Annotated in this window: 35 protein-coding genes; 2 read left to right on the top strand and 33 right to left on the bottom strand. The window is 52.7% G+C overall.

Annotated elements, in window-relative coordinates:
- Positions 1-5 precede the first annotated feature (5 nt).
- The 21 genes from rplO to rpsJ all read right to left on the bottom strand — a co-directional run bounded on the left by rplO (position 6) and on the right by rpsJ (position 9185).
- Positions 6-440: a 50S ribosomal protein L15 gene (gene rplO, locus ACL2XP_RS01190; RefSeq protein WP_413736772.1), complete on the bottom strand. Its 435-nt coding sequence runs from the start codon at positions 438-440 to the stop codon at positions 6-8.
- Positions 441-443: 3 nt separating this feature from the next.
- Positions 444-623 carry a 50S ribosomal protein L30 gene (gene rpmD, locus ACL2XP_RS01185; RefSeq protein WP_413736771.1) on the bottom strand — a complete coding sequence of 60 codons (180 nt, stop codon included), beginning with the start codon at positions 621-623 and terminating at the stop codon, positions 444-446.
- A 6-nt stretch (positions 624-629) separates the two neighbouring features.
- Positions 630-1130 carry a 30S ribosomal protein S5 gene (gene rpsE, locus ACL2XP_RS01180; protein WP_413736770.1) on the bottom strand — a complete coding sequence of 167 codons (501 nt, stop codon included), beginning with the start codon at positions 1128-1130 and terminating at the stop codon, positions 630-632.
- Positions 1131-1144: 14 nt separating this feature from the next.
- A complete protein-coding gene (rplR, locus tag ACL2XP_RS01175) occupies positions 1145-1498 on the bottom strand; it encodes a 50S ribosomal protein L18 (protein ID WP_413736769.1) in 354 nt (117 codons plus the stop codon).
- Positions 1499-1507: 9 nt separating this feature from the next.
- Positions 1508-2041 carry a 50S ribosomal protein L6 gene (gene rplF / locus ACL2XP_RS01170; RefSeq protein ID WP_413736768.1) on the bottom strand — a complete coding sequence of 178 codons (534 nt, stop codon included), beginning with the start codon at positions 2039-2041 and terminating at the stop codon, positions 1508-1510.
- Between the two features lie 13 nt (positions 2042-2054).
- Complete coding sequence (rpsH, locus tag ACL2XP_RS01165) at positions 2055-2447, bottom strand: 30S ribosomal protein S8 (RefSeq protein WP_410013282.1); 393 nt, start codon at positions 2445-2447, stop codon at positions 2055-2057.
- A gap of 33 nt (positions 2448-2480) precedes the next feature.
- Entirely contained in the window at positions 2481-2786 is a 306-nt protein-coding gene (gene rpsN / locus ACL2XP_RS01160; RefSeq protein ID WP_162368683.1) for a 30S ribosomal protein S14, read from the bottom strand.
- 12 nt (positions 2787-2798) lie between these two features.
- Positions 2799-3338 (bottom strand): 50S ribosomal protein L5, encoded by a 540-nt coding sequence (rplE, locus tag ACL2XP_RS01155; RefSeq protein WP_413736767.1) that lies wholly within the window; start codon positions 3336-3338, stop codon positions 2799-2801.
- A 14-nt stretch (positions 3339-3352) separates the two neighbouring features.
- Entirely contained in the window at positions 3353-3667 is a 315-nt protein-coding gene (gene rplX, locus ACL2XP_RS01150) for a 50S ribosomal protein L24 (protein ID WP_162368685.1), read from the bottom strand.
- Positions 3668-3677: 10 nt separating this feature from the next.
- Complete coding sequence (rplN, locus tag ACL2XP_RS01145; protein ID WP_132923655.1) at positions 3678-4049, bottom strand: 50S ribosomal protein L14; 372 nt, start codon at positions 4047-4049, stop codon at positions 3678-3680.
- 169 nt (positions 4050-4218) lie between these two features.
- Positions 4219-4473, bottom strand: a complete 255-nt coding sequence (gene rpsQ, locus ACL2XP_RS01140; RefSeq protein ID WP_162368686.1) for a 30S ribosomal protein S17 — start codon at positions 4471-4473, stop codon at positions 4219-4221.
- Positions 4470-4664, bottom strand: coding sequence for a 50S ribosomal protein L29 (rpmC, locus tag ACL2XP_RS01135; protein ID WP_410013279.1), 195 nt, complete (start codon positions 4662-4664; stop codon positions 4470-4472). The genes rpsQ and rpmC overlap by 4 nt, the downstream gene beginning before the upstream one ends.
- Entirely contained in the window at positions 4664-5074 is a 411-nt protein-coding gene (gene rplP, locus ACL2XP_RS01130; protein ID WP_413736766.1) for a 50S ribosomal protein L16, read from the bottom strand. The genes rpmC and rplP overlap by 1 nt, the downstream gene beginning before the upstream one ends.
- A 12-nt stretch (positions 5075-5086) precedes the next feature.
- On the bottom strand, positions 5087-5788 hold the full coding sequence (gene rpsC, locus ACL2XP_RS01125; RefSeq protein WP_162368689.1) for a 30S ribosomal protein S3: 702 nt from the start codon (positions 5786-5788) through the stop codon (positions 5087-5089).
- A gap of 17 nt (positions 5789-5805) precedes the next feature.
- A complete protein-coding gene (gene rplV / locus ACL2XP_RS01120) occupies positions 5806-6138 on the bottom strand; it encodes a 50S ribosomal protein L22 (protein ID WP_162368690.1) in 333 nt (110 codons plus the stop codon).
- 14 nt (positions 6139-6152) lie between these two features.
- On the bottom strand, positions 6153-6431 hold the full coding sequence (gene rpsS, locus ACL2XP_RS01115; RefSeq protein WP_132923660.1) for a 30S ribosomal protein S19: 279 nt from the start codon (positions 6429-6431) through the stop codon (positions 6153-6155).
- A gap of 17 nt (positions 6432-6448) precedes the next feature.
- Positions 6449-7273, bottom strand: a complete 825-nt coding sequence (gene rplB, locus ACL2XP_RS01110; protein ID WP_413736765.1) for a 50S ribosomal protein L2 — start codon at positions 7271-7273, stop codon at positions 6449-6451.
- Positions 7274-7290: 17 nt separating this feature from the next.
- Positions 7291-7593, bottom strand: coding sequence for a 50S ribosomal protein L23 (gene rplW / locus ACL2XP_RS01105; RefSeq protein WP_162368692.1), 303 nt, complete (start codon positions 7591-7593; stop codon positions 7291-7293).
- On the bottom strand, positions 7590-8195 hold the full coding sequence (gene rplD, locus ACL2XP_RS01100; RefSeq protein ID WP_162368693.1) for a 50S ribosomal protein L4: 606 nt from the start codon (positions 8193-8195) through the stop codon (positions 7590-7592). The genes rplW and rplD overlap by 4 nt, the downstream gene beginning before the upstream one ends.
- A 16-nt stretch (positions 8196-8211) precedes the next feature.
- Positions 8212-8841: a 50S ribosomal protein L3 gene (gene rplC / locus ACL2XP_RS01095; RefSeq protein ID WP_410013276.1), complete on the bottom strand. Its 630-nt coding sequence runs from the start codon at positions 8839-8841 to the stop codon at positions 8212-8214.
- A gap of 32 nt (positions 8842-8873) precedes the next feature.
- On the bottom strand, positions 8874-9185 hold the full coding sequence (gene rpsJ, locus ACL2XP_RS01090; protein ID WP_001181005.1) for a 30S ribosomal protein S10: 312 nt from the start codon (positions 9183-9185) through the stop codon (positions 8874-8876).
- A 371-nt stretch (positions 9186-9556) separates the two neighbouring features.
- Between rpsJ and ACL2XP_RS01085 the strand changes: the two genes are divergently transcribed.
- A complete protein-coding gene (locus tag ACL2XP_RS01085; protein ID WP_413736764.1) occupies positions 9557-10321 on the top strand; it encodes a prepilin peptidase in 765 nt (254 codons plus the stop codon).
- A 204-nt stretch (positions 10322-10525) separates the two neighbouring features.
- Here the strand turns inward: ACL2XP_RS01085 and bfr are convergent, their stop codons facing one another.
- From bfr to fkpA, 11 genes are all read right to left on the bottom strand, one after another.
- On the bottom strand, positions 10526-11005 hold the full coding sequence (gene bfr, locus ACL2XP_RS01080) for a bacterioferritin (protein WP_413736763.1): 480 nt from the start codon (positions 11003-11005) through the stop codon (positions 10526-10528).
- 73 nt (positions 11006-11078) lie between these two features.
- Positions 11079-11273, bottom strand: coding sequence for a bacterioferritin-associated ferredoxin (bfd, locus tag ACL2XP_RS01075; RefSeq protein WP_413736762.1), 195 nt, complete (start codon positions 11271-11273; stop codon positions 11079-11081).
- Between the two features lie 168 nt (positions 11274-11441).
- On the bottom strand, positions 11442-12626 hold the full coding sequence (gene tuf / locus ACL2XP_RS01070) for an elongation factor Tu (protein ID WP_413736599.1): 1185 nt from the start codon (positions 12624-12626) through the stop codon (positions 11442-11444).
- Positions 12627-12697: 71 nt separating this feature from the next.
- Entirely contained in the window at positions 12698-14806 is a 2109-nt protein-coding gene (fusA, locus tag ACL2XP_RS01065; RefSeq protein WP_413736761.1) for an elongation factor G, read from the bottom strand.
- A gap of 96 nt (positions 14807-14902) precedes the next feature.
- A complete protein-coding gene (gene rpsG / locus ACL2XP_RS01060) occupies positions 14903-15373 on the bottom strand; it encodes a 30S ribosomal protein S7 (RefSeq protein ID WP_011412093.1) in 471 nt (156 codons plus the stop codon).
- 94 nt (positions 15374-15467) lie between these two features.
- Positions 15468-15842, bottom strand: a complete 375-nt coding sequence (rpsL, locus tag ACL2XP_RS01055; protein WP_162367223.1) for a 30S ribosomal protein S12 — start codon at positions 15840-15842, stop codon at positions 15468-15470.
- Between the two features lie 178 nt (positions 15843-16020).
- The gene (gene tusB, locus ACL2XP_RS01050) at positions 16021-16308 is read right to left on the bottom strand and encodes a sulfurtransferase complex subunit TusB (RefSeq protein WP_413736760.1); all 288 of its coding nucleotides are present in this window, start codon (positions 16306-16308) and stop codon (positions 16021-16023) included.
- 12 nt (positions 16309-16320) lie between these two features.
- A complete protein-coding gene (tusC, locus tag ACL2XP_RS01045) occupies positions 16321-16680 on the bottom strand; it encodes a sulfurtransferase complex subunit TusC (RefSeq protein WP_413736759.1) in 360 nt (119 codons plus the stop codon).
- A 9-nt stretch (positions 16681-16689) separates the two neighbouring features.
- Entirely contained in the window at positions 16690-17076 is a 387-nt protein-coding gene (tusD, locus tag ACL2XP_RS01040) for a sulfurtransferase complex subunit TusD (RefSeq protein WP_413739046.1), read from the bottom strand.
- A 2-nt stretch (positions 17077-17078) separates the two neighbouring features.
- The gene (locus ACL2XP_RS01035; RefSeq protein ID WP_413736758.1) at positions 17079-17801 is read right to left on the bottom strand and encodes a transcriptional regulator; all 723 of its coding nucleotides are present in this window, start codon (positions 17799-17801) and stop codon (positions 17079-17081) included.
- A gap of 380 nt (positions 17802-18181) precedes the next feature.
- Positions 18182-19054 carry an FKBP-type peptidyl-prolyl cis-trans isomerase gene (fkpA, locus tag ACL2XP_RS01030; protein ID WP_413736757.1) on the bottom strand — a complete coding sequence of 291 codons (873 nt, stop codon included), beginning with the start codon at positions 19052-19054 and terminating at the stop codon, positions 18182-18184.
- Between the two features lie 834 nt (positions 19055-19888).
- Here fkpA and ACL2XP_RS01025 point away from each other — a divergent pair.
- Positions 19889-20107, top strand: a complete 219-nt coding sequence (locus ACL2XP_RS01025; RefSeq protein ID WP_413736756.1) for a protein SlyX — start codon at positions 19889-19891, stop codon at positions 20105-20107.
- A 66-nt stretch (positions 20108-20173) separates the two neighbouring features.
- On the opposite strand, the gene slyD is transcribed toward ACL2XP_RS01025, so the two are convergent.
- Positions 20174-20761, bottom strand: a complete 588-nt coding sequence (gene slyD / locus ACL2XP_RS01020) for a peptidylprolyl isomerase (RefSeq protein WP_413736755.1) — start codon at positions 20759-20761, stop codon at positions 20174-20176.
- Between the last annotated feature and the right edge of the window lie 47 nt (positions 20762-20808).

The raw sequence follows: 20808 nt of genomic DNA, 5'->3' as shown, positions 1-20808 counted from the left end.
GCTACTTATTCCTCAATTTTACCGCCGGCAGCTTCGATTGCAGCACGAGCGCCTTTGGTGACACGCAGACCGCGCAGGGTCACTGCGCGATTGATTTCGCCGGAAAGCATGACTTTCGCGAATTCAATCTGGGTGCCAACAATGTTAGCCGCTTTTAACGTGTTGAGATCGATAACCTCGCCTTCAACCTGCGCCAGTTCGGACAGGCGAACTTCCGCCGTAACCATGGCTTTGCGCGAGGTGAAACCGAATTTAGGCAGACGACGGTACAAAGGCATCTGGCCGCCTTCAAACCCACGACGTACGCCACCGCCAGAACGAGACTTCTGACCTTTGTGACCACGTCCTGCGGTTTTACCCAGGCCGGAACCGATACCGCGTCCTACACGCCGAGGCGCGTGTTTAGAGCCCTCAGCCGGAGACAGAGTATTTAAGCGCATCTCTTACTCCTCAACTTTGACCATGTAGGAAACCAAATTGACCATACCACGTATAGCGGGAGTATCTTCACGCTCTACTGTATGACCAATGCGACGCAGGCCCAAGCCAACCAAAGTTGCCTTGTGTCTCGGCAGACGACCGATGGAACTGCGAGTCTGAGTTATTTTAATCATCTGTGCCATGCTCAGTTACCCCAGAATTTCTTCAACGGATTTACCACGCTTGGCAGCGACCATTTCGGGGGACTTCATGTTAGCAAGGGCGTCGATAGTTGCACGAACCACGTTAATCGGGTTGGTGGAACCATAGGTTTTTGCTAATACGTTGTGAACCCCTGCGACTTCCAGGACGGCGCGCATTGCACCACCGGCGATAATACCGGTACCTTGGGAAGCCGGCATCATGAACACGCGAGAACCCGTATGAGCACCTTTAACCGGGTGCTGCAGGGTGCCGCTGTTCAGCGCGACATTCATCATATTGCGACGGGCTTTTTCCATCGCTTTCTGGATCGCTGCCGGAACTTCGCGTGCTTTGCCGTAGCCAAAACCTACGCGACCGTTACCATCACCAACTACTGTCAGTGCGGTAAAGCTGAAAATACGGCCACCTTTTACGGTTTTGGATACGCGATTTACCGCGATCAGCTTTTCCTGCAGTTCGCCAGCTTGTTTCTCGATGTGTGCCATCTTACACCTCTACCTTAGAACTGAAGGCCAGCTTCACGGGCAGCATCTGCCAGTGCCTGGACTCGACCATGATATTGGAATCCGGAACGGTCAAAGGACACAATCTTAATGCCTTTTTCCAGAGCGCGTTCTGCGATAGTTTTACCTACAGCGGTCGCGGCATCTTTGTTACCGGTACCCTTTAATTGCTCCGCGATAGCTTTTTCTACAGTAGAAGCGGCTACCAGTACTTCAGAACCATTCGGGGCAATGACCTGCGCATAAATATGGCGCGGGGTACGATGTATAACCAGGCGGGTTGCGCCCAGTTCTTGGAGCTTGCGGCGTGCGCGGGTCGCACGACGGATACGAGCTGCTTTCTTATCCATAGTGTTACCTTACTTTTTCTTAGCCTCTTTGGTACGCACGACTTCGTCGGCGTAACGGACACCCTTGCCCTTGTAAGGCTCGGGACGGCGATAGGCTCGCAAATCAGCCGCAATCTGCCCAACAGCCTGCTTATCAGCGCCTTTCAGCACGATTTCAGTTTGACTTGGACATTCAGCGGTGATGCCTTCCGGTAAAACGTGGTCAATAGGATGAGAGTAGCCAAGGGCCAAATTCACCACATTGCCTTTTACCGCGGCACGATAACCTACGCCTACCAGCTGCAGCTTCTTGGTGAAGCCTTCAGTAACACCGACAACCATTGCATGTAACAACGCACGGGTAGTACCCGCTAAAGCCCAACCATTCGCTTCGCCTTCACGAGGCACAAACGTCAGATTGTTGTCTGCATAGTTAACATGGACGGCATCGTGGATAGTACGACTCAGCTCGCCGTTTTTACCTTTAATCGAAATTTCCTGACCGTTGAGTTTTACCTCTACGCCGGCAGGAATTACGACATGTGCTTTTGCAACACGAGACATGTTTTCCTCCCGATTAAGCTACGTAGCAGATAATCTCGCCACCAAGACCAGCCTGGCGAGCCGCACGATCAGTCATAACACCTTTAGAGGTGGAAACAACCGCAATACCTAGGCCGGCCATAACTTTAGGCAACGCATCTTTTTTCTTATAGATACGCAGACCTGGGCGGCTGATACGCTGAATGGTTTCTACCACTGGCTTACCCTGGAAGTACTTGAGTACGATTTCCAGCGTAGGCTTGGTGTCGCCTTCAATTTTGAATTCTTCAATAAAGCCTTCTTCTTTCAGCAAATTGGCGATTGCCACTTTAAGCTTGGAGGAAGGCATGGAGACCGCTGTTTTGTTCGCGGTTTGACCGTTACGGATACGGGTCAGCATATCCGCGATCGGATCTTGCATGCTCATCTGTCTTTACTCCCGTGATTCAATTGGTGACAATTACCAGCTAGCCTTTCTCAGACCCGGGATCTCACCGCGCATGGCAGTTTCACGGACCTTGATACGGCTCAACCCGAATTTCCGCAGGAAAGCGTGCGGACGACCAGTTTGGCGGCAGCGGTTACGCTGACGAGACGGGCTGGAATCACGCGGCAGAGTCTGCAGCTTGAGAACCGCATCCCAACGTTCTTCATCAGAAGAATTTACGCTAGAGATGATGGTTTTAAGTTCAGCGCGTTTTGCGAAGAATTTTTCAGCTAATTTCACACGCTTAACTTCACGTGCTTTCATCGATTGCTTAGCCATGAGTACCCTGCCTTACTTGCGGAATGGGAAGTTAAAGGCGGCCAACAGCGCACGACCTTCATCATCGGATTTCGCAGTAGTGGTGATGGTAATATCCAAGCCACGAACGCGATCGACTTTGTCATAATCGATTTCCGGGAAGATGATCTGCTCACGCACGCCCATGCTGTAGTTACCACGACCATCGAATGACTTGGTGGACAAGCCACGGAAGTCACGAATACGTGGTACAGCAATGGATATCAGTCGCTCAAAGAATTCCCACATGCGTTCACCACGCAGGGTTACTTTACAGCCGATCGGATAGCCCTGACGGATTTTGAAGCCCGCAACGGATCTGCGCGCTTTGGTGATGAGCGGTTTTTGACCGGATATTGCTGCTAAATCATTCGCTGCATTATCCAGCAGTTTCTTATCAGCAATCGCTTCACCAACACCCATGTTCAGGGTGATCTTCTCGACCCGAGGGACTTGCATGACAGAATGGTAGTCGAACTGTTTCATCAGCTCACTGACTATTTCGTCTTTGTAGTAATCATGCAGTTTCGCCATCGTACTACTCCAAGTTACTTAATTGTTTCGCCGTTAGATTTGAAAATACGGACTTTTTTTCCGTCTTCAATCTTAAAGCCTACACGGTCCGCCTTGTTGGAGGCACCATTGAAGATGGCAAGGTTGGAAAGCTGAATTGCCGCTTCCTGTTCAACAATGCCGCCCGGCTGGTTCGTAGCCGGAACTGGTTTTTGATGTTTCTTAACCAGGTTTATACCTTCAACAATGGCCTTGCCCGTAGACAGGACATTCTTTACTTTACCGCGCTTACCTTTATCTTTGCCGGTTAGCACGATAACTTCGTCATCACGACGGATTTTCGCTGCCATGATTCGCTCCTTAAAGTACTTCTGGTGCCAGAGAAATGATTTTCATGAACTTTTCGGTACGCAGTTCACGAGTCACCGGCCCAAAAATACGCGTACCGATGGGTTGCTCACTATTGTTATTCAACAAAACACAAGCATTACCATCGAAGCGAACGACAGAACCGTCAGGGCGACGGACACCCTTCTTGGTGCGCACCACTACCGCCTTCAGGACATCACCTTTTTTTACTTTGCCACGCGGAATTGCTTCCTTGATGGTAATTTTGATGATGTCGCCGACGCCTGCGTAGCGACGGTGCGAGCCACCTAGAACCTTGATACACATTACGCGACGCGCGCCGGAGTTGTCGGCCACGTTCAGCATAGTCTGTTCTTGGATCATGTTAGTGCTCCGCTAATGTCAACTACAACTTTAGGACCCATATTAGGTCGTTAAGAAAAACCCCATAATACAGGGCGCAGCATTATAACACTGCCCTCTTGATATGGGTAGAAAAAATAAACGGCTCGTGCTTTGAGCCGTTTACTTTGTTTTGAGCGCGCTTACTGTATTACAGAATCGCTTTCTCTACAACGCGAACAAGCGTCCAGGACTTAGTCTTGGAAATCGGACGACATTCGCGGATTTCCACGACGTCACCGATACCACTTTCATTGCTCTCGTCGTGTACGTGCAGCTTGGTCGTACGCTTGATGAATTTGCCGTAAATCGGGTGTTTCACAAAACGTTCGATGGCCACGACAATGGATTTCTCCATTTTGTCGCTGACAACGCGACCTTGCAGAGTACGGATATTGTCACTCATTGCGCACCCGCCTTCTCAGTCAATAACGTTTTAACGCGTGCAACATTGCGACGCACTTGTAACAACAGGTGAGTCTGTTGCAGCTGGCCACTTGCTGCCTGCATGCGCAGGTTAAACTGCTCGCGCAGTAAATTCAGCAGTTCGGTGTTCAGCTCTTCAACGCTTTTTTCACGCAGCTCTTTTGCTTTCATTACATCACCGTCTTAGTTACAAAGGTGGTTTTAATCGGCAGTTTTGCTGCTGCCAGCTTGAATGCTTCGCGGGCAATTTCTTCCGGTACGCCGTCCATTTCATACAGGACTTTGCCAGGTTGAATCAAGGCAACCCAATACTCTACGTTACCTTTACCTTTACCCATACGAACTTCAAGCGGCTTTTCGGTAATCGGTTTGTCCGGGAAAATACGGATCCAGATCTTACCTTGACGCTTAACTGCACGCGTCATAGCACGACGCGCTGCTTCGATTTGACGAGCAGTCAGACGACCACGGCCAACAGCTTTCAGACCGAAAGTACCGAAGCTAATATCCGTGCCCGCAGCCAGACCGCGGTTGCGGCCTTTATGCATTTTACGGAATTTTGTACGCTTTGGTTGTAACATCAGCGACTCTCCTTACTTGCGGCCTTTACGCTGCTGCTTTTTAGGTTGAGCAGCCGGTTTTTCCGGTTGTTCAACGGCAGCCATACCACCCAGGATCTCACCTTTGAAGATCCACACTTTTACGCCGATGACACCATAAGTGGTGCGCGCTTCGGAGGTGTTGTAATCGATATCCGCACGCAGCGTATGCAGCGGAACACGACCTTCGCGGTACCATTCGGTACGTGCGATTTCAGCGCCGCCAAGGCGGCCGCTGACTTCAACTTTAATACCCTTAGCGCCCAGACGCATGGCGTTCTGTACAGCACGCTTCATAGCACGACGGAACATAACGCGACGTTCCAGCTGTGAAGAGATACTGTCAGCGACCAATTTAGCGTCCAGTTCCGGTTTACGGATTTCGGCAATATTGATCTGCGCAGGAACGCCGGCGATATCCGCAACGACCTTACGCAGTTTTTCGACGTCTTCACCTTTCTTGCCGATGACGATGCCCGGACGAGCGGTGTGAATAGTCACACGGATGCTCTTGGCCGGACGCTCGATCACGATGCGAGAAACGGAAGCCTTCGCCAGTTCCTTAATCAGGAATTGACGAACTTTAAAGTCGCTGTCCAGGTTGTCAGCGAATTCTTTAGTATTCGCATACCAGGTAGAGTTCCAAGGTTTGACAATACCCAGGCGAATACCATTAGGATGTACTTTCTGACCCATTGCTAGTCTCCAGAGTCTCAGCGATCGGACACAACCACAGTAATGTGGCTGGTGCGCTTCAGGATGCGATCTGCCCGGCCTTTGGCACGAGGCATAATGCGCTTCATGCTTGGGCCGGCGTCGACGAAAATTTTCGCGACTTTCAGATCATCGATATCTGCGCCATCGTTGTGTTCAGCGTTAGCAATGGCAGACTCCAGTACTTTTTTAACCAGACCAGCAGCTTTCTTGTTGGTGTAGGCCAAAACTTCCAGAGCTTGCGACACTTTCTTACCGCGGATAAGGTCAGCCACAAGGCGAACCTTTTGAGCAGAAGAACGAGCGTGGCGATGTTGAGCGATAGTTTCCATCTCTTCCTCCTACCTTAGCGTTTTTTAGCCTTTCGATCGGCCGCATGGCCGCGATAAGTACGCGTCGGCGCGAATTCACCCAGTTTGTGTCCGACCATTTCATCGGAAACAAATACCGGTACGTGCTGACGACCATTATGGACAGCGATGGTCAAACCGATCATTGTTGGAAAGATCGTTGAACGACGGGACCAAGTGCGTATAGGCTTCTTGTCACCGCTTTCCACCGCTTTCTCTACCTTCTTCAGCAAGTGCAGGTCTATGAATGGACCTTTCTTGAGAGAACGTGGCATGGTTTATCCTCTAATAATTATTTTTTACTACGGCGACGTACGATGAACTTATCGGTACGCTTATTACTACGGGTCTTCTTACCTTTGGTCTGCAGGCCCCACGGACTGACCGGGTGCTTACCAAAGTTACGACCTTCACCACCACCATGCGGGTGATCCACCGGGTTCATCGCCGTACCGCGAACGGTTGGACGAATACCACGCCAGCGGCTTGCACCGGCTTTGCCCAGTACGCGCAGCATGTGTTCGGCGTTGCCCACTTCACCCATGGTTGCGCGGCATTCAGACTGCACTTTACGCATTTCGCCGGAGCGAAGACGCAGCGTGACATAAGCACCGTCACGAGCAACGATCTGAACATAAGCACCAGCGGAACGAGCCAGCTGACCGCCTTTACCTGGTTTCATTTCCACGTTATGCACTGTGGAACCAACCGGGATATTGCGCATCGGCAGCGTGTTACCGGCTTTGATGGCAGCGTCGACGCCAGACTGAATCTGGTCACCGGCTTTCATGCCTTTCGGCGCCAGTACGTAACGACGTTCACCGTCTTTATACAACACCAAAGCGATGTTGGCGGAACGGTTCGGATCATATTCCAGGCGTTCAACGATCGCCGGGATACCGTCTTTGTCGCGTTTGAAATCGACTACGCGGTACTGTTGTTTATGACCACCACCGATATGGCGCGTAGTGATACGGCCATTGTTATTGCGTCCACCGGATTTAGTGAGTTTTTCCAGCAACGGGCCGTAAGGCTTGCCCTTGTGCAGCTCAGGGTTGACCACTTTAACTACGTGGCGACGACCCGGAGATGTCGGTTTACATTTAACAATTGCCATTGTTCTTCTCCTCCGACTTACTCTGCGCCGCCGATGAAGTCCATGTTCTGGCCTTCTTTCAGGGTGACGTAAGCTTTTTTCCAGTCGCTACGACGACCGATACGCTGTCCATGACGCTTCGTTTTCCCTTTAACGATCAGGGTACGAACGTCATTGACTTCGACTTCAAACAGTTTATGCACAGCGGCTTTTATTTCTGCTTTGGTCGCGTCTTTAGCTACTTTGAGTACGATGGTGTTATGCTTTTCCATCGCTGCAGACGCTTTTTCAGAAACGTGCGGCGCGCGCAAAACTTTCAGCAAACGTTCTTCACGAATCATGCCAGCATCTCCTCAACTTGCTTCACAGCGTCAGCCGTCATGACGACTTTGTCGAAGGCGATCAGGCTAACCGGGTCGATACCTGCGACATCACGAACGTCTACTTTGTAGAGGTTACGCGCGGCCAGGAACAGGTTCTCATCGAGTTCGCTTGTAATGATCAGCACATCTTCCAGCGCCATGTCTTTCAGTTTCTGTACCAGCAGCTTGGTTTTAGGCGCTTCTACAGAAAACGATTCAACGACGATCAGACGTTCTTGACGTACCAATTCAGACAGGATGCTTTTCAGCGCCCCACGGTACATCTTCTTATTAACCTTCTGGCTGTGATCCTGCGGTTTGGCAGCAAACGTCACACCACCAGAACGCCAGATTGGGCTCTTCACCGTACCTGAACGCGCACGACCGGTACCTTTCTGGCGCCACGGTTTTTTACCGGAACCAGTTACTTCAGCACGGGTCTTCTGAGCGCGAGTACCTTGACGGGCACCTGCTGCATAAGCAACAACAACCTGGTGTACCAGCGCTTCGTTGAAGTCACGCCCGAAGGTAGTTTCGGAAACAGTCAGCGCGCTTTGCGCGTCTTTCAATACCAATTCCATTCCTATCTCCTCAACGTCACGCCTTGACAGCCGGTTTAACGATCAGGTCACCGCCGGTTGCTCCCGGAACAGCGCCTTTGACCAGCAGCAGGTTGCGCTCAACGTCAACACGTACTACGTCCAGGCTTAGAACGGTTACACGCTCGTTACCCATCTGGCCTGCCATTTTCTTGCCCTTGAATACTTTACCCGGAGTCTGGTTCTGACCGATTGAACCATGACCGCGGTGGGACAAGGAGTTACCATGGGTAGCATCCTGGGTACGGAAGTTCCAGCGCTTTACAGTGCCTGCAAATCCTTTACCTTTGGACGTACCGGTAACGTCAACTTTTTTAACGTCAGCAAACAGTTCTACGCTGATGCTTTGACCGGCGGTGATTTCAGCGACGTCTTCGACGCGGAATTCCCACAGGCCGCGGCCAGCTTCAACGCCTGCTTTGGCGAAGTGACCGGCTTCAGGCTTGGTAACACGGTTGGCTTTTTTAGTGCCGGTAGTGACCTGAATGGCGCGGTATCCGTCGTTGTCCAGGTCTTTAACCTGAGTCACGCGGTTTGCTTCGATTTCAATTACGGTTACTGGGATGGAAACGCCATCTTCAGTGAAGATGCGAGTCATGCCCACTTTACGACCGACTAAACCCTTCATTGTTTCAACCTCTCAATCGTTCGGTGACCTGATTAACCCAGGCTGATCTGCACATCAACACCAGCAGCCAGATCCAGACGCATCAGAGCATCAACGGTTTTTTCGGTTGGCTCAACGATGTCAACCAGACGCTTGTGAGTGCGGATTTCGTACTGATCGCGCGCATCTTTATTGACGTGCGGAGAGATCAGAACGGTAAAGCGCTCTTTGCGGGTCGGCAGCGGGATCGGACCACGTACCTGAGCACCGGTACGTTTGGCAGTCTCGACTATTTCCGCGGTTGATTGATCGATCAAACGATGATCAAACGCTTTCAAACGGATACGGATTCTTTGGTTCTGCATGAGACCAGAGCTCCAATTATTTATAAACGTAGAAAATTACTCCTCACACCCATTTCGATTGATGGGGGAGTGTAATCGTTCAGTATTATCCCCATATCGGGAATGTTGTGTGCTGGCTTACCATTTCAATTTCACCCTTGGGCATTCGCCGTCGGGCTTACATGGCCAGCGCGGACTTCGCAGGTGGCAAGTCGGCTTTTTTCTTATTTGCATAAGACAAGCCCGCGCATTATACGTAAATCTGCTCAGGAAGCAAGCGGGATATGGGATTAAACCGCCTGGATGCGGCATCGATTACAGTTTTTGCCGCTCAATTTGGCAAGCGGGGTGATTTTGCCGCAGGCTGGCAAGCTGCGGATGAAGGAAGGAGAATGCCAATGGAAGCGGCGATGTATTTGCTTTGGGTCGTGCTGCCGGGCGCGGTGATGGGCCGGTGGACCGGGTGTATTATCCAGCAGGCGCCGGGTCTGCCGCGCTATCTATCATCCGGGGAATTGCCCGGGCCGGCCTGCGGTTCAGAACATGAGGCGCGGGGGCGCAGGGGCGGCCACGGCAAGGCGCGTCGCGCCCTTTGGACGGCATCAACCCGTGGGGTTTGGCGCCACCGCTACGAGGCCAGCGGTATCCTGGCGTTGCTGCCCGTCCCGATCGGCGCGCCGGCGGACGGATTGCTGGCGGCCCTGTGGATACATTATCTGTTTCACTGCCTGTTCAACTGGTTTTTGGTGACCCTTAGCTGGATAGATTATTACACCCTGCGGCTACCCGACCGGCTTACCCTGCCCTTCCTGGTGTGCGGGTTGTTAAACCAGATAACCCGCGAGCGCGGCATCCCGACGATCTGCGCCTTGGCCGACGGCCTGCTGGGGGCATTGTGCGGCGGCGGCGCACTGCTGCTGCTCAATGGGCTGTTCCGGCGCGTCAAGGGACATGACGGTATCGGCGGAGGCGATATCAAGCTGCTGGCGGGCCTGGGGGCCTGGCTGGGGTGGCGGGTATTGCCGGAATTATGCTGCGGGGCGGCGCTTGCCGGCCTGGCGGGGTGCTGGATGACGCGTTGCGCCGATAGGCACAGGCAGATTGCTTTTGGCCCTTGCCTGGCGTTGGCGGGCTGGTTGATATACATCAGCCCGTAGCCGGCGCCCTGCGCTGTCGCCCGCCGGCGCCTGCTGGCCCAGCGATCGGGCGGCCAACAACTGGCAACAACGTCCGACGACCACAGGTGCGTCAACTACAAGCCGATGCGTGCCATAGTAAAATCAATATACGGGCAGGCGGTTATTTATTATTAAGTATCGGGCCGGGTAACGGAGGCCCGCTGGCTATTCACGCTCAAATCATTACTGCGCGGCATCTTTTAACTGGGACTGGAGATAATTCTGCAGGCCGACCAGCTTAATCAAATCCAATTCGGTTTCGAGGAAATCGATATGATGCTCCTCATCGGCCAGAATTTCGATCAGCAAATCGCGGGAGACATAATCCCTGACGCTATCGGCATAAGCAATGCCCTCGCGGAGATCCTGCGCGCCTTGCAGCTCAAGGTTAAGATCCGAGCGCAGCATTTCTTCCACATTCTGGCCGATATTCAGCGTGCCGAGATCTTGCAGATTTGGCAGCCCTTCCAGAAAAAGAATGCGTTCGATATAACGATCCGCATGCTTCATTTCATCGATGGATTCATGGTACTCAATATCGTTAAGACGAATGAGTCCCCAGTTTTTGAACATACGGGCATGCAGGAAATACTGATTGATGGCTACCAGCTCGTTGCCAAGCAGCTTATTGAGATGGGTAATGATTTGGGCATCGCCTTTCATAATTAACTCCTCCGTTGCGGTAATGTACAGAATATAACCGCGTCAGAGTAAATCAAGGTAATAACCCTACTAATTATGCAATTTTTTCGTAATGTACCAATTGCTGTAATTCGTCTTCCATGATCAGGCGGGCTTTGCAAGCACACTTGCCGCACTTGTTCGCCACCGGAATGATGCTCTTAAGTTCTTGAAAAGTATTCGGTTGATAGCTTCTAACCGCTTTGCGTATGGCCGTATCGCTTACCGCATTACACAAACAAACGTACATTCTTTATACTCATTGAACTAAAACTAAGCATAATTTAAATGAGAACGCTTGTCATTTCAATAGCGGAAGTATAATTGTTTTGTAAATATTGGCAGCAAGGAGCTAAGCGCTTCTTTAGCCAATAAAAAAGGGCGCCGAAGCGCCCCTTTAACCAAAGACCTTGCGGTCTTAAGCGATAACCTTGGCAACCACGCCGGCGCCAACGGTACGGCCGCCTTCGCGGATAGCGAAACGCAGGCCGTCGTCCATCGCGATCGGTGCTATCAGGTTGACAACCATTTTGATGTTGTCGCCTGGCATTACCATTTCCACGCCTTCCGGCAGTTCGATGGTACCGGTCACGTCAGTGGTACGGAAGTAGAACTGGGGACGGTAGCCTTTGAAGAACGGAGTATGGCGGCCGCCTTCATCTTTGCTCAGAATATAAACTTCTGATTCGAACTGGGTATGCGGGTGGATTGAACCCGGTTTTGCCAGTACCTGGCCACGCTCTACGTCGTCACGCTTGGTGCCGCGCAGCAGCACGCCCACGTTTTCACCGGCACGGCCTTCGTCCAGCAGTTTGCGGAACATTTCAACGCCGGTACAGGTGGTTTTGATGGTGGCTTTGATGCCGACGATTTCAACTTCTTCGCCCACTTTAACCACACCGCGCTCTACACGACCGGTCACGACCGTACCGCGGCCGGAGATGGAGAATACGTCTTCGATTGGCAGCAGGAACGGTTTGTCAATCGCACGGACCGGTTCCGGGATGTAGCTGTCCAGGGCTTCGGCCAGTTCGATGATTTTAGACGTCCAGGCTTCGTCGCCTTCCAGTGCTTTCAGCGCTGAACCACGGATTACCGGGGTGTCGTCGCCTGGGAAGTCGTACTGGGACAGAAGTTCACGCACTTCCATTTCAACCAGTTCCAGCAGTTCTTCATCATCAACCATGTCGCATTTGTTCATGAACACGATGATGTAAGGAACGCCTACCTGGCGAGCCAGCAGGATGTGTTCACGGGTTTGCGGCATCGGGCCGTCGGTTGCGGCAACCACCAGGATTGCGCCATCCATCTGGGCGGCGCCGGTGATCATGTTCTTCACATAGTCGGCGTGTCCCGGGCAGTCTACGTGCGCGTAGTGGCGAGCGGGGGTATCGTATTCAACGTGTGACGTGTTGATGGTGATACCACGGGCTTTTTCTTCCGGCGCGTTGTCGATCTGATCGAAAGCACGGGCGCTGCCGCCGTAAGCTTTGGCCAGAACGGTGGTGATGGCGGCGGTCAGGGTCGTTTTACCATGGTCGACGTGGCCGATGGTGCCGACGTTAACGTGCGGTTTTGTGCGTTGAAACTTTTCTTTAGACACGGCTATATTCCTTACTCTTATGCTCCCCCCCATTGGAGAGAGCACGGGATATTAATTGTAGACCCTAAAGCTTATTTATTGGCTTTACGGGCTTCGATAATGGCCTGAGCAACGTTGTTCGGTGCTTCATTGTACTTCAGGAACTCCATGGAGTAAGAAGCACGGCCCTGAGTCTGTGAACGCAGATCTGTAGCATATCCAAACATTTCAGACAAGGGGACCTGCGCACGAACGGTTTTACCGGTCGCGGTGTCTTCCATGCCGTCGATCATACCGCGACGACGGTTCAAGTCACCGATAACGTCACCCATGTAGTCTTCAGGCGTTTCAACTTCAACTTTCATGATAGGTTCCAGCAGAACTGGTTTCGCTTTCATGAAGCCTTCTTTAAACGCCATGGAGCCGGCGATTTTAAAAGCCATTTCCGAGGAGTCGACTTCGTGGTACGAACCATCAAAGGCCGCAACGCGCACGTCGACAATCGGGTAGCCTGCCAGGACGCCGCTTTTCAGCTGTTCCTGGATTCCTTTATCTACCGCGGGCACGTATTCCTTGGGAACCACACCACCAACGATTTCATTAAGGAACTCATAGCCTTTGCCGCCTGGTTCCATCGGTTCGATACGCAACCAGATGTGACCGAACTGACCACGACCACCGGACTGGCGAACAAACTTGCCTTCTTGTTCAACAGTGTTGCGGATGGTTTCGCGATAAGCTACCTGCGGTTTACCGACGTTAGCTTCCACATTGAATTCGCGACGCATACGGTCAACGAGGATTTCAAGGTGCAGCTCACCCATGCCGGCGATGATAGTCTGACCAGACTCTTCATCGGTCCAAACGCGGAAAGACGGATCTTCCTGCGCCAGGCGGCCCAGAGCCAGACCCATTTTTTCCTGGTCGGCTTTGGTTTTCGGTTCAACGGCAACGGAGATAACCGGCTCTGGGAACTCCATGCGTTCCAGGATGATCGGCTGACTTTGATCGCACAGCGTATCGCCGGTGGTCACGTCTTTCAAGCCGATTGCCGCAGCGATATCGCCCGCGCGCACTTCTTTGATTTCTTCACGCTTGTTGGCATGCATCTGGACGATACGGCCGAAACGCTCACGTTTGTCTTTAACGGAGTTCAGCACGGTATCACCGGAATTAACCACGCCGGAATACACCCGGAAGAAGGTCAGGTTGCCCACAAACGGGTCGGTAGCGATTTTAAACGCCAGCGCCGAGAAGGGTTCGTCATCGCTGGAGTGACGCTCAGCATGAGTTTCACCATCTTCCAGCACGCCGTTGATGGCCTGAACGTCGGTCGGAGCGGGCAGATATTCGATAACCGCATCCAGCATCGCCTGTACGCCTTTGTTCTTAAATGCGGAACCGCAGGTTACCAGGATGATTTCGTTGTTCAGTACACGTTGACGCAGACCTTTTTTGATCTCTTCTTCGGTCAGCTCTTCGCCGCCGAGGTATTTGTCCATCAGCTCTTCGTTGGCTTCAGCCGCGGCTTCCACCATATGCTGATGCCATTTATGAGCGAGTTCTTCCAGCTCGGCCGGGATCTCTTCATAATTGAAAGTCACGCCCTGGTCAGCTTCGCTCCAGTTGATGGCTTTCATCTTCACCAGGTCGACAACGCCGGTGAATTTTTCTTCCGAGCCGATGGCCAGCTGAATCGGAACCGGGTTAGCGGCCAGACGGGTCTTCAGCTGTTCAACAACGCGCAGGTAGTTCGCGCCCATACGGTCCATTTTATTGACGAACGCGATACGCGGAACTTTATATTTGTTCGCCTGGCGCCATACGGTTTCGGACTGTGGTTGCACACCGCCTACCGCACAGTAAACCATGACCGCGCCATCAAGAACACGCATGGAACGTTCTACTTCGATGGTGAAGTCAACGTGTCCCGGGGTGTCGATGATGTTGATGCGGTGGGCATCAAACTGTTTAGCCATGCCTGACCAGAAACAGGTGGTCGCAGCGGAGGTAATGGTAATACCACGCTCTTGTTCCTGTTCCATCCAGTCCATGGTGGCCGCGCCGTTATGAACTTCACCGATTTTGTGGTTAACACCGGTATAGAACAAAATACGTTCGGTCGTGGTGGTTTTACCGGCGTCGATGTGTGCACTGATACCGATATTACGATAGCGTGCAATAGGTGTTATACGAGCCATTTGTATCCTCGATTACTGGGGCGTTCGATTCGAGCTAGCCCAAGTGGACGAGCCGTTTCACCCGCCCGCTTGGTTAGCATAACTACTGCGAGGTAATTACCAGCGGTAGTGGGCGAACGCCTTGTTGGCATCTGCCATACGGTGAACGTCTTCACGTTTCTTAACAGCAGTGCCTTTATTTTCTGCTGCATCGGAAAGTTCGTTCGCCAGACGCAGGGCCATAGATTTATCACCGCGTTTACGAGCAGCTTCAACGATCCAACGCATTGCCAGGGCATTACGGCGGACCGGACGAACTTCTACTGGCACCTGATAAGTAGAACCACCAACGCGACGTGATTTGACTTCGACAGTCGGACGCACGTTGTCCAGTGCTACTTCAAAAGCTTCCAGATGTCCTTTACCAGAGCGCTGAGCCAGGGTCTCCAGCGCGGTATAGACAATTGCTTCAGCTGTAGATTTTTTACCATCTACCATCAGGATGTTGACAAATTTTGCCAACAGCTCAGATCCGAACTTAGGATCCGGCAGGATTTTACGTTGACCAATGACGCGACGACGTGGCATGGGATAACTCCGTTGTTAATTCAGGATTGTCCAAAACTCAATGAGTTCTTTGACATTAATAATAAAATGTTTGGCCTTACTTAACGGAGAACCATTAAGACTTGGGCTTTTTCACGCCGTATTTGGAACGGCCTTGCTTACGGTCTTTAACGCCTGAGCAGTCGAGCGCACCGCGAACGGTGTGGTAACGAACACCGGGAAGGTCTTTTACGCGACCGCCGCGGATCAGGATCACGGAGTGTTCCTGAAGGTTATGACCTTCACCGCCGATATAGGAGGTGACTTCAAAACCGTTAGTCAGACGAACGCGGCACACTTTACGCAGTGCGGAGTTCGGTTTTTTCGGGGTGGTGGTATATACGCGGGTACATACGCCACGTTTTTGCGGGCATGCTTCCAGCGCCGGAACGTTGCTTTTAGCAACCTTCATGGTGCGTGGCTTGCGTACCAGCTGGTTAATTGTTGCCATTCGATAAAACTCCTGGTTTTTGCTTCGTAAACACGTAATAAATCGCCTCGTCAAGCCGCAAGGCAAAGAACGAGGACGCAGAATTTTATGGCCGACTGGTGAGGGTGTCAAGAAATATACAATATACCCGTAATCTTTCGGGCTGGGGGCAACTCGAAATCCATAGGCGCCACCCTGCTTACCACGCCATTTGTTGCGGTTGTTTAACCGTGAGCGAGACAAAGTCATTATAACTGATAACGGCAATTTTGTCTGAAAAATGAGCAGACAGGCCGCGGGCGAGAATATCGGCCTCCAGGGCGTACAGCGCGAACGGCGCGGCGGCGAGCCGTTTCAGCGCCGCCGTTCCCGCCAGCCCGGCGATGACCCCGTCCTGCAGCAGCAGCAAATCGTCCCCCGGCCGCGCGCTAAGCAGCAGCGCGCCGAGATCGCAGGCATAAGGGGAACGGCTCAGCGTATAGAGCATAGGGTCAGCGCCTTAAAAAGTCAGTACGAGGTCAAAACCGGACAAGGTTTGCCGCCAAAGCTCGGCGGGCAGGACCTCGGCGTCCAGCACCCAGGCGCCCGCGTCAGCCAGTCCGCGTTCCGCCAGCGACTCCGCGCACAGATAATAGCGATCGATATCATAGATGGGCAGGACACCGAACGTGGGGATGAAATTACGCGCCAGGATGTTTTGCGGCTGCTGCCCCGGCAATAACAGCAGGACGCCGTCGCCGATAAAAAATACGCCGACCCGGTCGGTCAGGGCGGAAGTGGCCAGCAGCGCGTCCAGCCCTTCCCGCGCCGCCGCGCCGCCGTGGGGGCCATGGGTAAAGACATAGGCAATACGTTTCATCTATACATCCTAAAACTGTATGAACCGATCGCATTCGAGCAGGGCTTGCGCCAGCGCGCCCAGGCCGCTCATGGTAAACCCCGGCTGCAAATTATATTGCCCGGCCGGGATATCACCGGCGGTTGGCTTGTCGATAACGCCCCGCCGCAGCGCCGCCGACACGCATACATCCAGGGCGACGCCGTGGTTTTGGCCCAGCAACTGCCAGGCGCGCACGATATCCGCCTCGTCGCCGGCGGGGGACGTATAGCGATTGGCGTTATAGACGCCGTCCTGATAAAAAAACACGCTCTTGAGCCGATGGCCCGCGGCCAGCACCGCCTCGGCAAACTGCAGGGCGCAGCTGGCCCGCTGCGTGCCGTAAGCCGGGCCGGACACCATCAGGCAATAGCACAGACTCACCGATCCAATCCCAGGAAATCGCCGCTTTTGAACTGGCGGATATACAGGTAAACCGTATGTTTGGAGATATTTAACCGGTCGGCCACCTGGTTGATGGCGTCCTTGATATCAAAAATGCCTTTCTCATAGAGATTGAGCACGATTTGCCGGTTCTTGGCGTTATTGGAAACGCCGCGGTCCGCGTTCACCTCTTCGATAGTGAACTCCAGCGTTTGCGCCACCAGGTCGTCCACCGACGAGGCAAAATTCACGGACGTGGCGTTTTCCTGGGTTTCCGGCGGAATAAAAGTTTGCATGATTTGCGAAAACGGCACGTCGAGATTCATATTGATGCAAAGCAAACCAATGACCCGCTGCTCACGGTTGCGGATAGCGATGGTGACTGATTTCATCAATACGCCGTTTTTGGCGCGGGTAAAATAAGCCTTGGAGACGCTGCTGTCTTCGCCGGCCATGTCATGCAGCATACGCAGGGCCAAATCGGAAATGGGCGAACCGATTTTACGGCCGGTATGCTCGCCGTTGGCAATACGCACGGCGGAGCTTTTTAAATCCTCCAGGGAATGCAAAACGATTTCGCAATGCTCACCGATAAGCATGGCCAGACCGTCCACCGCGGCTTCATAAGAGGATAAGATTTCGTGGTCAACCGGGCTGAATGGCCGTTCGTCCAAAACATCCAGCTCGGTGAATTCTGAGGTCGGAAGAGAAATAGACATATGCAGACACCACCCGTGAAAGCGAGCCTGTCACAGAATCTATTGGCAGACTCGGCTGTAAGTTGTATTACCCGGTCGCTATTCTAGCAAATCCGGTAAAACACTGTCCTTGTGTTTGGCAGATTTTTACATCTTCGCGGCCGATGATGCCACTATAACGCACACATTACTGCCATTAGCGCAAGAATTGCGGAATATTTATTCACACGGGTGATGTAAAAAGCACCTGCCGCGCGAAAAACCATGGCGCCGACACCCGGGATCGCAGGATCATAGGGGTGATTTGTCGTCTATAAAAAAAACGGCGTCCGGTAAACGGACGCCGCTTCAGCCAGTTTAACGCCGGGTCAGCTTTTGGCTGCCCCGGCTAAACGGGATAATTATTTGTTGGTTTCAGACGCGCCGGCGGCAGGCTCTTCCGCAGCGGGTTTAGCGCCTTCAGCGGGTTTGGCCGCAGGTTTAATATCCAGCAGTTCGACCTCGAAAATCAGCGTCGAATTGGCTGGGATACCCGGGACGCCTGTTTTGCCATAGGCCTGTTCCGGCGGGATGACCAACTCGATCTTGCCGCCTTTGTGGATTTCCTTCAGGCCTTCGGTCCAGCCCGGAATCACGCCGTCGAGACGGAATGACAGCGGCTCGCCGCGCTTATAGGAGTTGTCGAATTCAGTACCGTCGGCCAGGGTGCCTTTATAGTTGACGACCACGGTGTCGCTGTTGGTCGGCGCTTTGCCGGTGCCCGGTTTTTCAACTTTATATAGAACGCCGCCCGGCGTTTTCTTCACGCCTTTTTGCTTGGCGTAATCAGCGCGGAATTTATCGCCCTTGTCGGCGTTGTCTTTCGCTTCCTGCTCCATTTTGGCCTGGGCGGCTTGTTTCACGCGCGCCTCGAAGCCCTGGAGGGTGGCTTCAATCTCTTCGTCGGTCAGCTTGCTTTTGTTGCCGAAGGCATCCTGCACACCGGCGATCAGCTGGTCTTTATCCAGTTTGATGCCCAGTTTTTCCTGTTCTTTCAGCGAATTATCCATATAGCGGCCCAGCGATGCACCCAGCGCGTAGGCAGCCTGTTCTTCGCTGCTTTTAAATTTGTCCGAAGTGGCGTTGGCTGGAGCAGTTGCCGGAGCAGTCGCTGTGGCGCCAGCCGTGGCGGCAGGGTCCGCAGTGGCCGTAGTATCCGCAGCCATAACCTGTGTGGCATTGAGGGCAAGCGCCATAGTGGTGGCCAACAGCGTGACTTTAAACAGTGATTTCATCCATTTCTCCATAGCCTGGGCTATCTCTGCCCAAGGTTCGATAACAAAGTTAAGCCGATACTATAGCCGTGAGCGCAAACACAACACAATCTCTATCCCGACTAATTCGTCTTTCTCAGACTTTTTTTCGTAACAGAAGTTTCGTTTTTCTTTCCCCGGTCCTTCGCGGCGAATAATAATGCGTCGCCGCAGCCCCTGCGGGAACCGAGGAAAATGCAAGACATCATCACAAAATCCCAACAAATAGCGATTAATTAACAAATAATTAACAATAAACAGAATTAACCTTGCCCGGGGGTACCGGGTAAAAATGCTTATTACGGTCAAAGAAAATGACGCAAAAGCTACGAATGGCGACGCGCGCAGGTTATTCGCCATAGCTCGTCGCAAGACGGCGGAGAATCGATGGGGAAATGTTGTCTGATTATACTTATTCAATTTATTACGGTTACCCAACACAGCGTAATAATTCCATTCAGTTCCGCTATATATATCAGCCAGCAATTTTTATCCGCCTAAAGATTACGTAGGACCGGTTTTTGCGCCGCCTCGCCGTCATCTGCAACGGATAACATAATCTGCCAGCCTTTTATTTCCGGCAATGGGGGATAAGCCCTGAATCAACCCGGAATAAAAAGGACTTTCGCCCCTCGCAGGGGATTGATTGAACCCTGGTTAAGCCTGGCCGGAGGATGATCGGCTTACGGCGGGCAATTGGTGCGTTTTATCGCTACAATGGGCACAGGGTCATGGGTGAAATCAGCGTGGAAATGGACACCGGCAGGGATAACAAGCGCCCCTTTTTCTTCATTACCGGTACAGGAGGAACATATTATGGAATTATCGCAATTCGAACAACGATTGGATGTGCTGGAAGGTCGCCTGGCTTTCCAGGAAGTCACCATAGATGAACTGAACCAAACCGTGGTCGCGCATCAGCGGGATATCGGCCGGTTGCAGGAGCAATTGCGCTTATTGTCCGAAAAACTCCAGACGCAGCAATCCTCGATCATTGCTTCGCAGTCGGAAGAAACGCCCCCGCCCCACTACTGATGCAATTTGAGGCGACCGGGTTAAAGGCAAACGGGGCGGGTTGATGCGCCCCGTTTGTTCAGCGCTTTAGTGGCAACCGCAACCGCCCTTGCCGCCGCAACCGCCGCCTTGATGCGAGTGATCGTGGCCGTGGCCGCCGCAGCATTCATCGCCGTGATCGTGATCGTGGCCTTCATGGTCGTGATCGTGCTCGCCGTGGACATGGCCATGCTCCAGCTCTTCAGCCGTGGCTTCACGAATGGCCAGCACTTCGACGTTAAAGTTCAGGTTCTGGCCAGCCAGCATATGATTGCCGTCCACCACGACATGATCGCCGTCGACTTCGGTGATTTCAACCGGCACCGGGCCTTGATCGGTTTCAGCCAGGAAACGCATGCCGACTTCCAGCTCTTCCACGCCCATAAACACGTCTTTCGGGACACGTTGCACCAGGTTGTCGTCGTACTGGCCGTAAGCGTCATCGGCAACGATATGCAGGTCAAAATGGTCGCCGACGGCGTGGCCGTCCAGCGCATTTTCCAGGCCCGAAATCAGCGAGCCGTGGCCATGCAGATAGTCCAACGGCGCGCTCACCGGAGACTCATCGACCAACACGCCATCTTCTGTCCGTACCTGATAAGCCAAGCTGACCACCAGGTCTTTTGCTACTTTCATGATATCTCCTACCGTTGGAAACTAAATTGGCGCAGATTCTATCTAAA

The sequence above is a fragment of the Sodalis sp. RH21 genome, from assembly GCF_047324175.1.
GTDB lineage: Bacteria > Pseudomonadota > Gammaproteobacteria > Enterobacterales > Enterobacteriaceae > Acerihabitans.
Note: the sequence above shows the minus strand (reverse complement) of the source record. Positions and strands in the feature narration are given on the sequence as shown.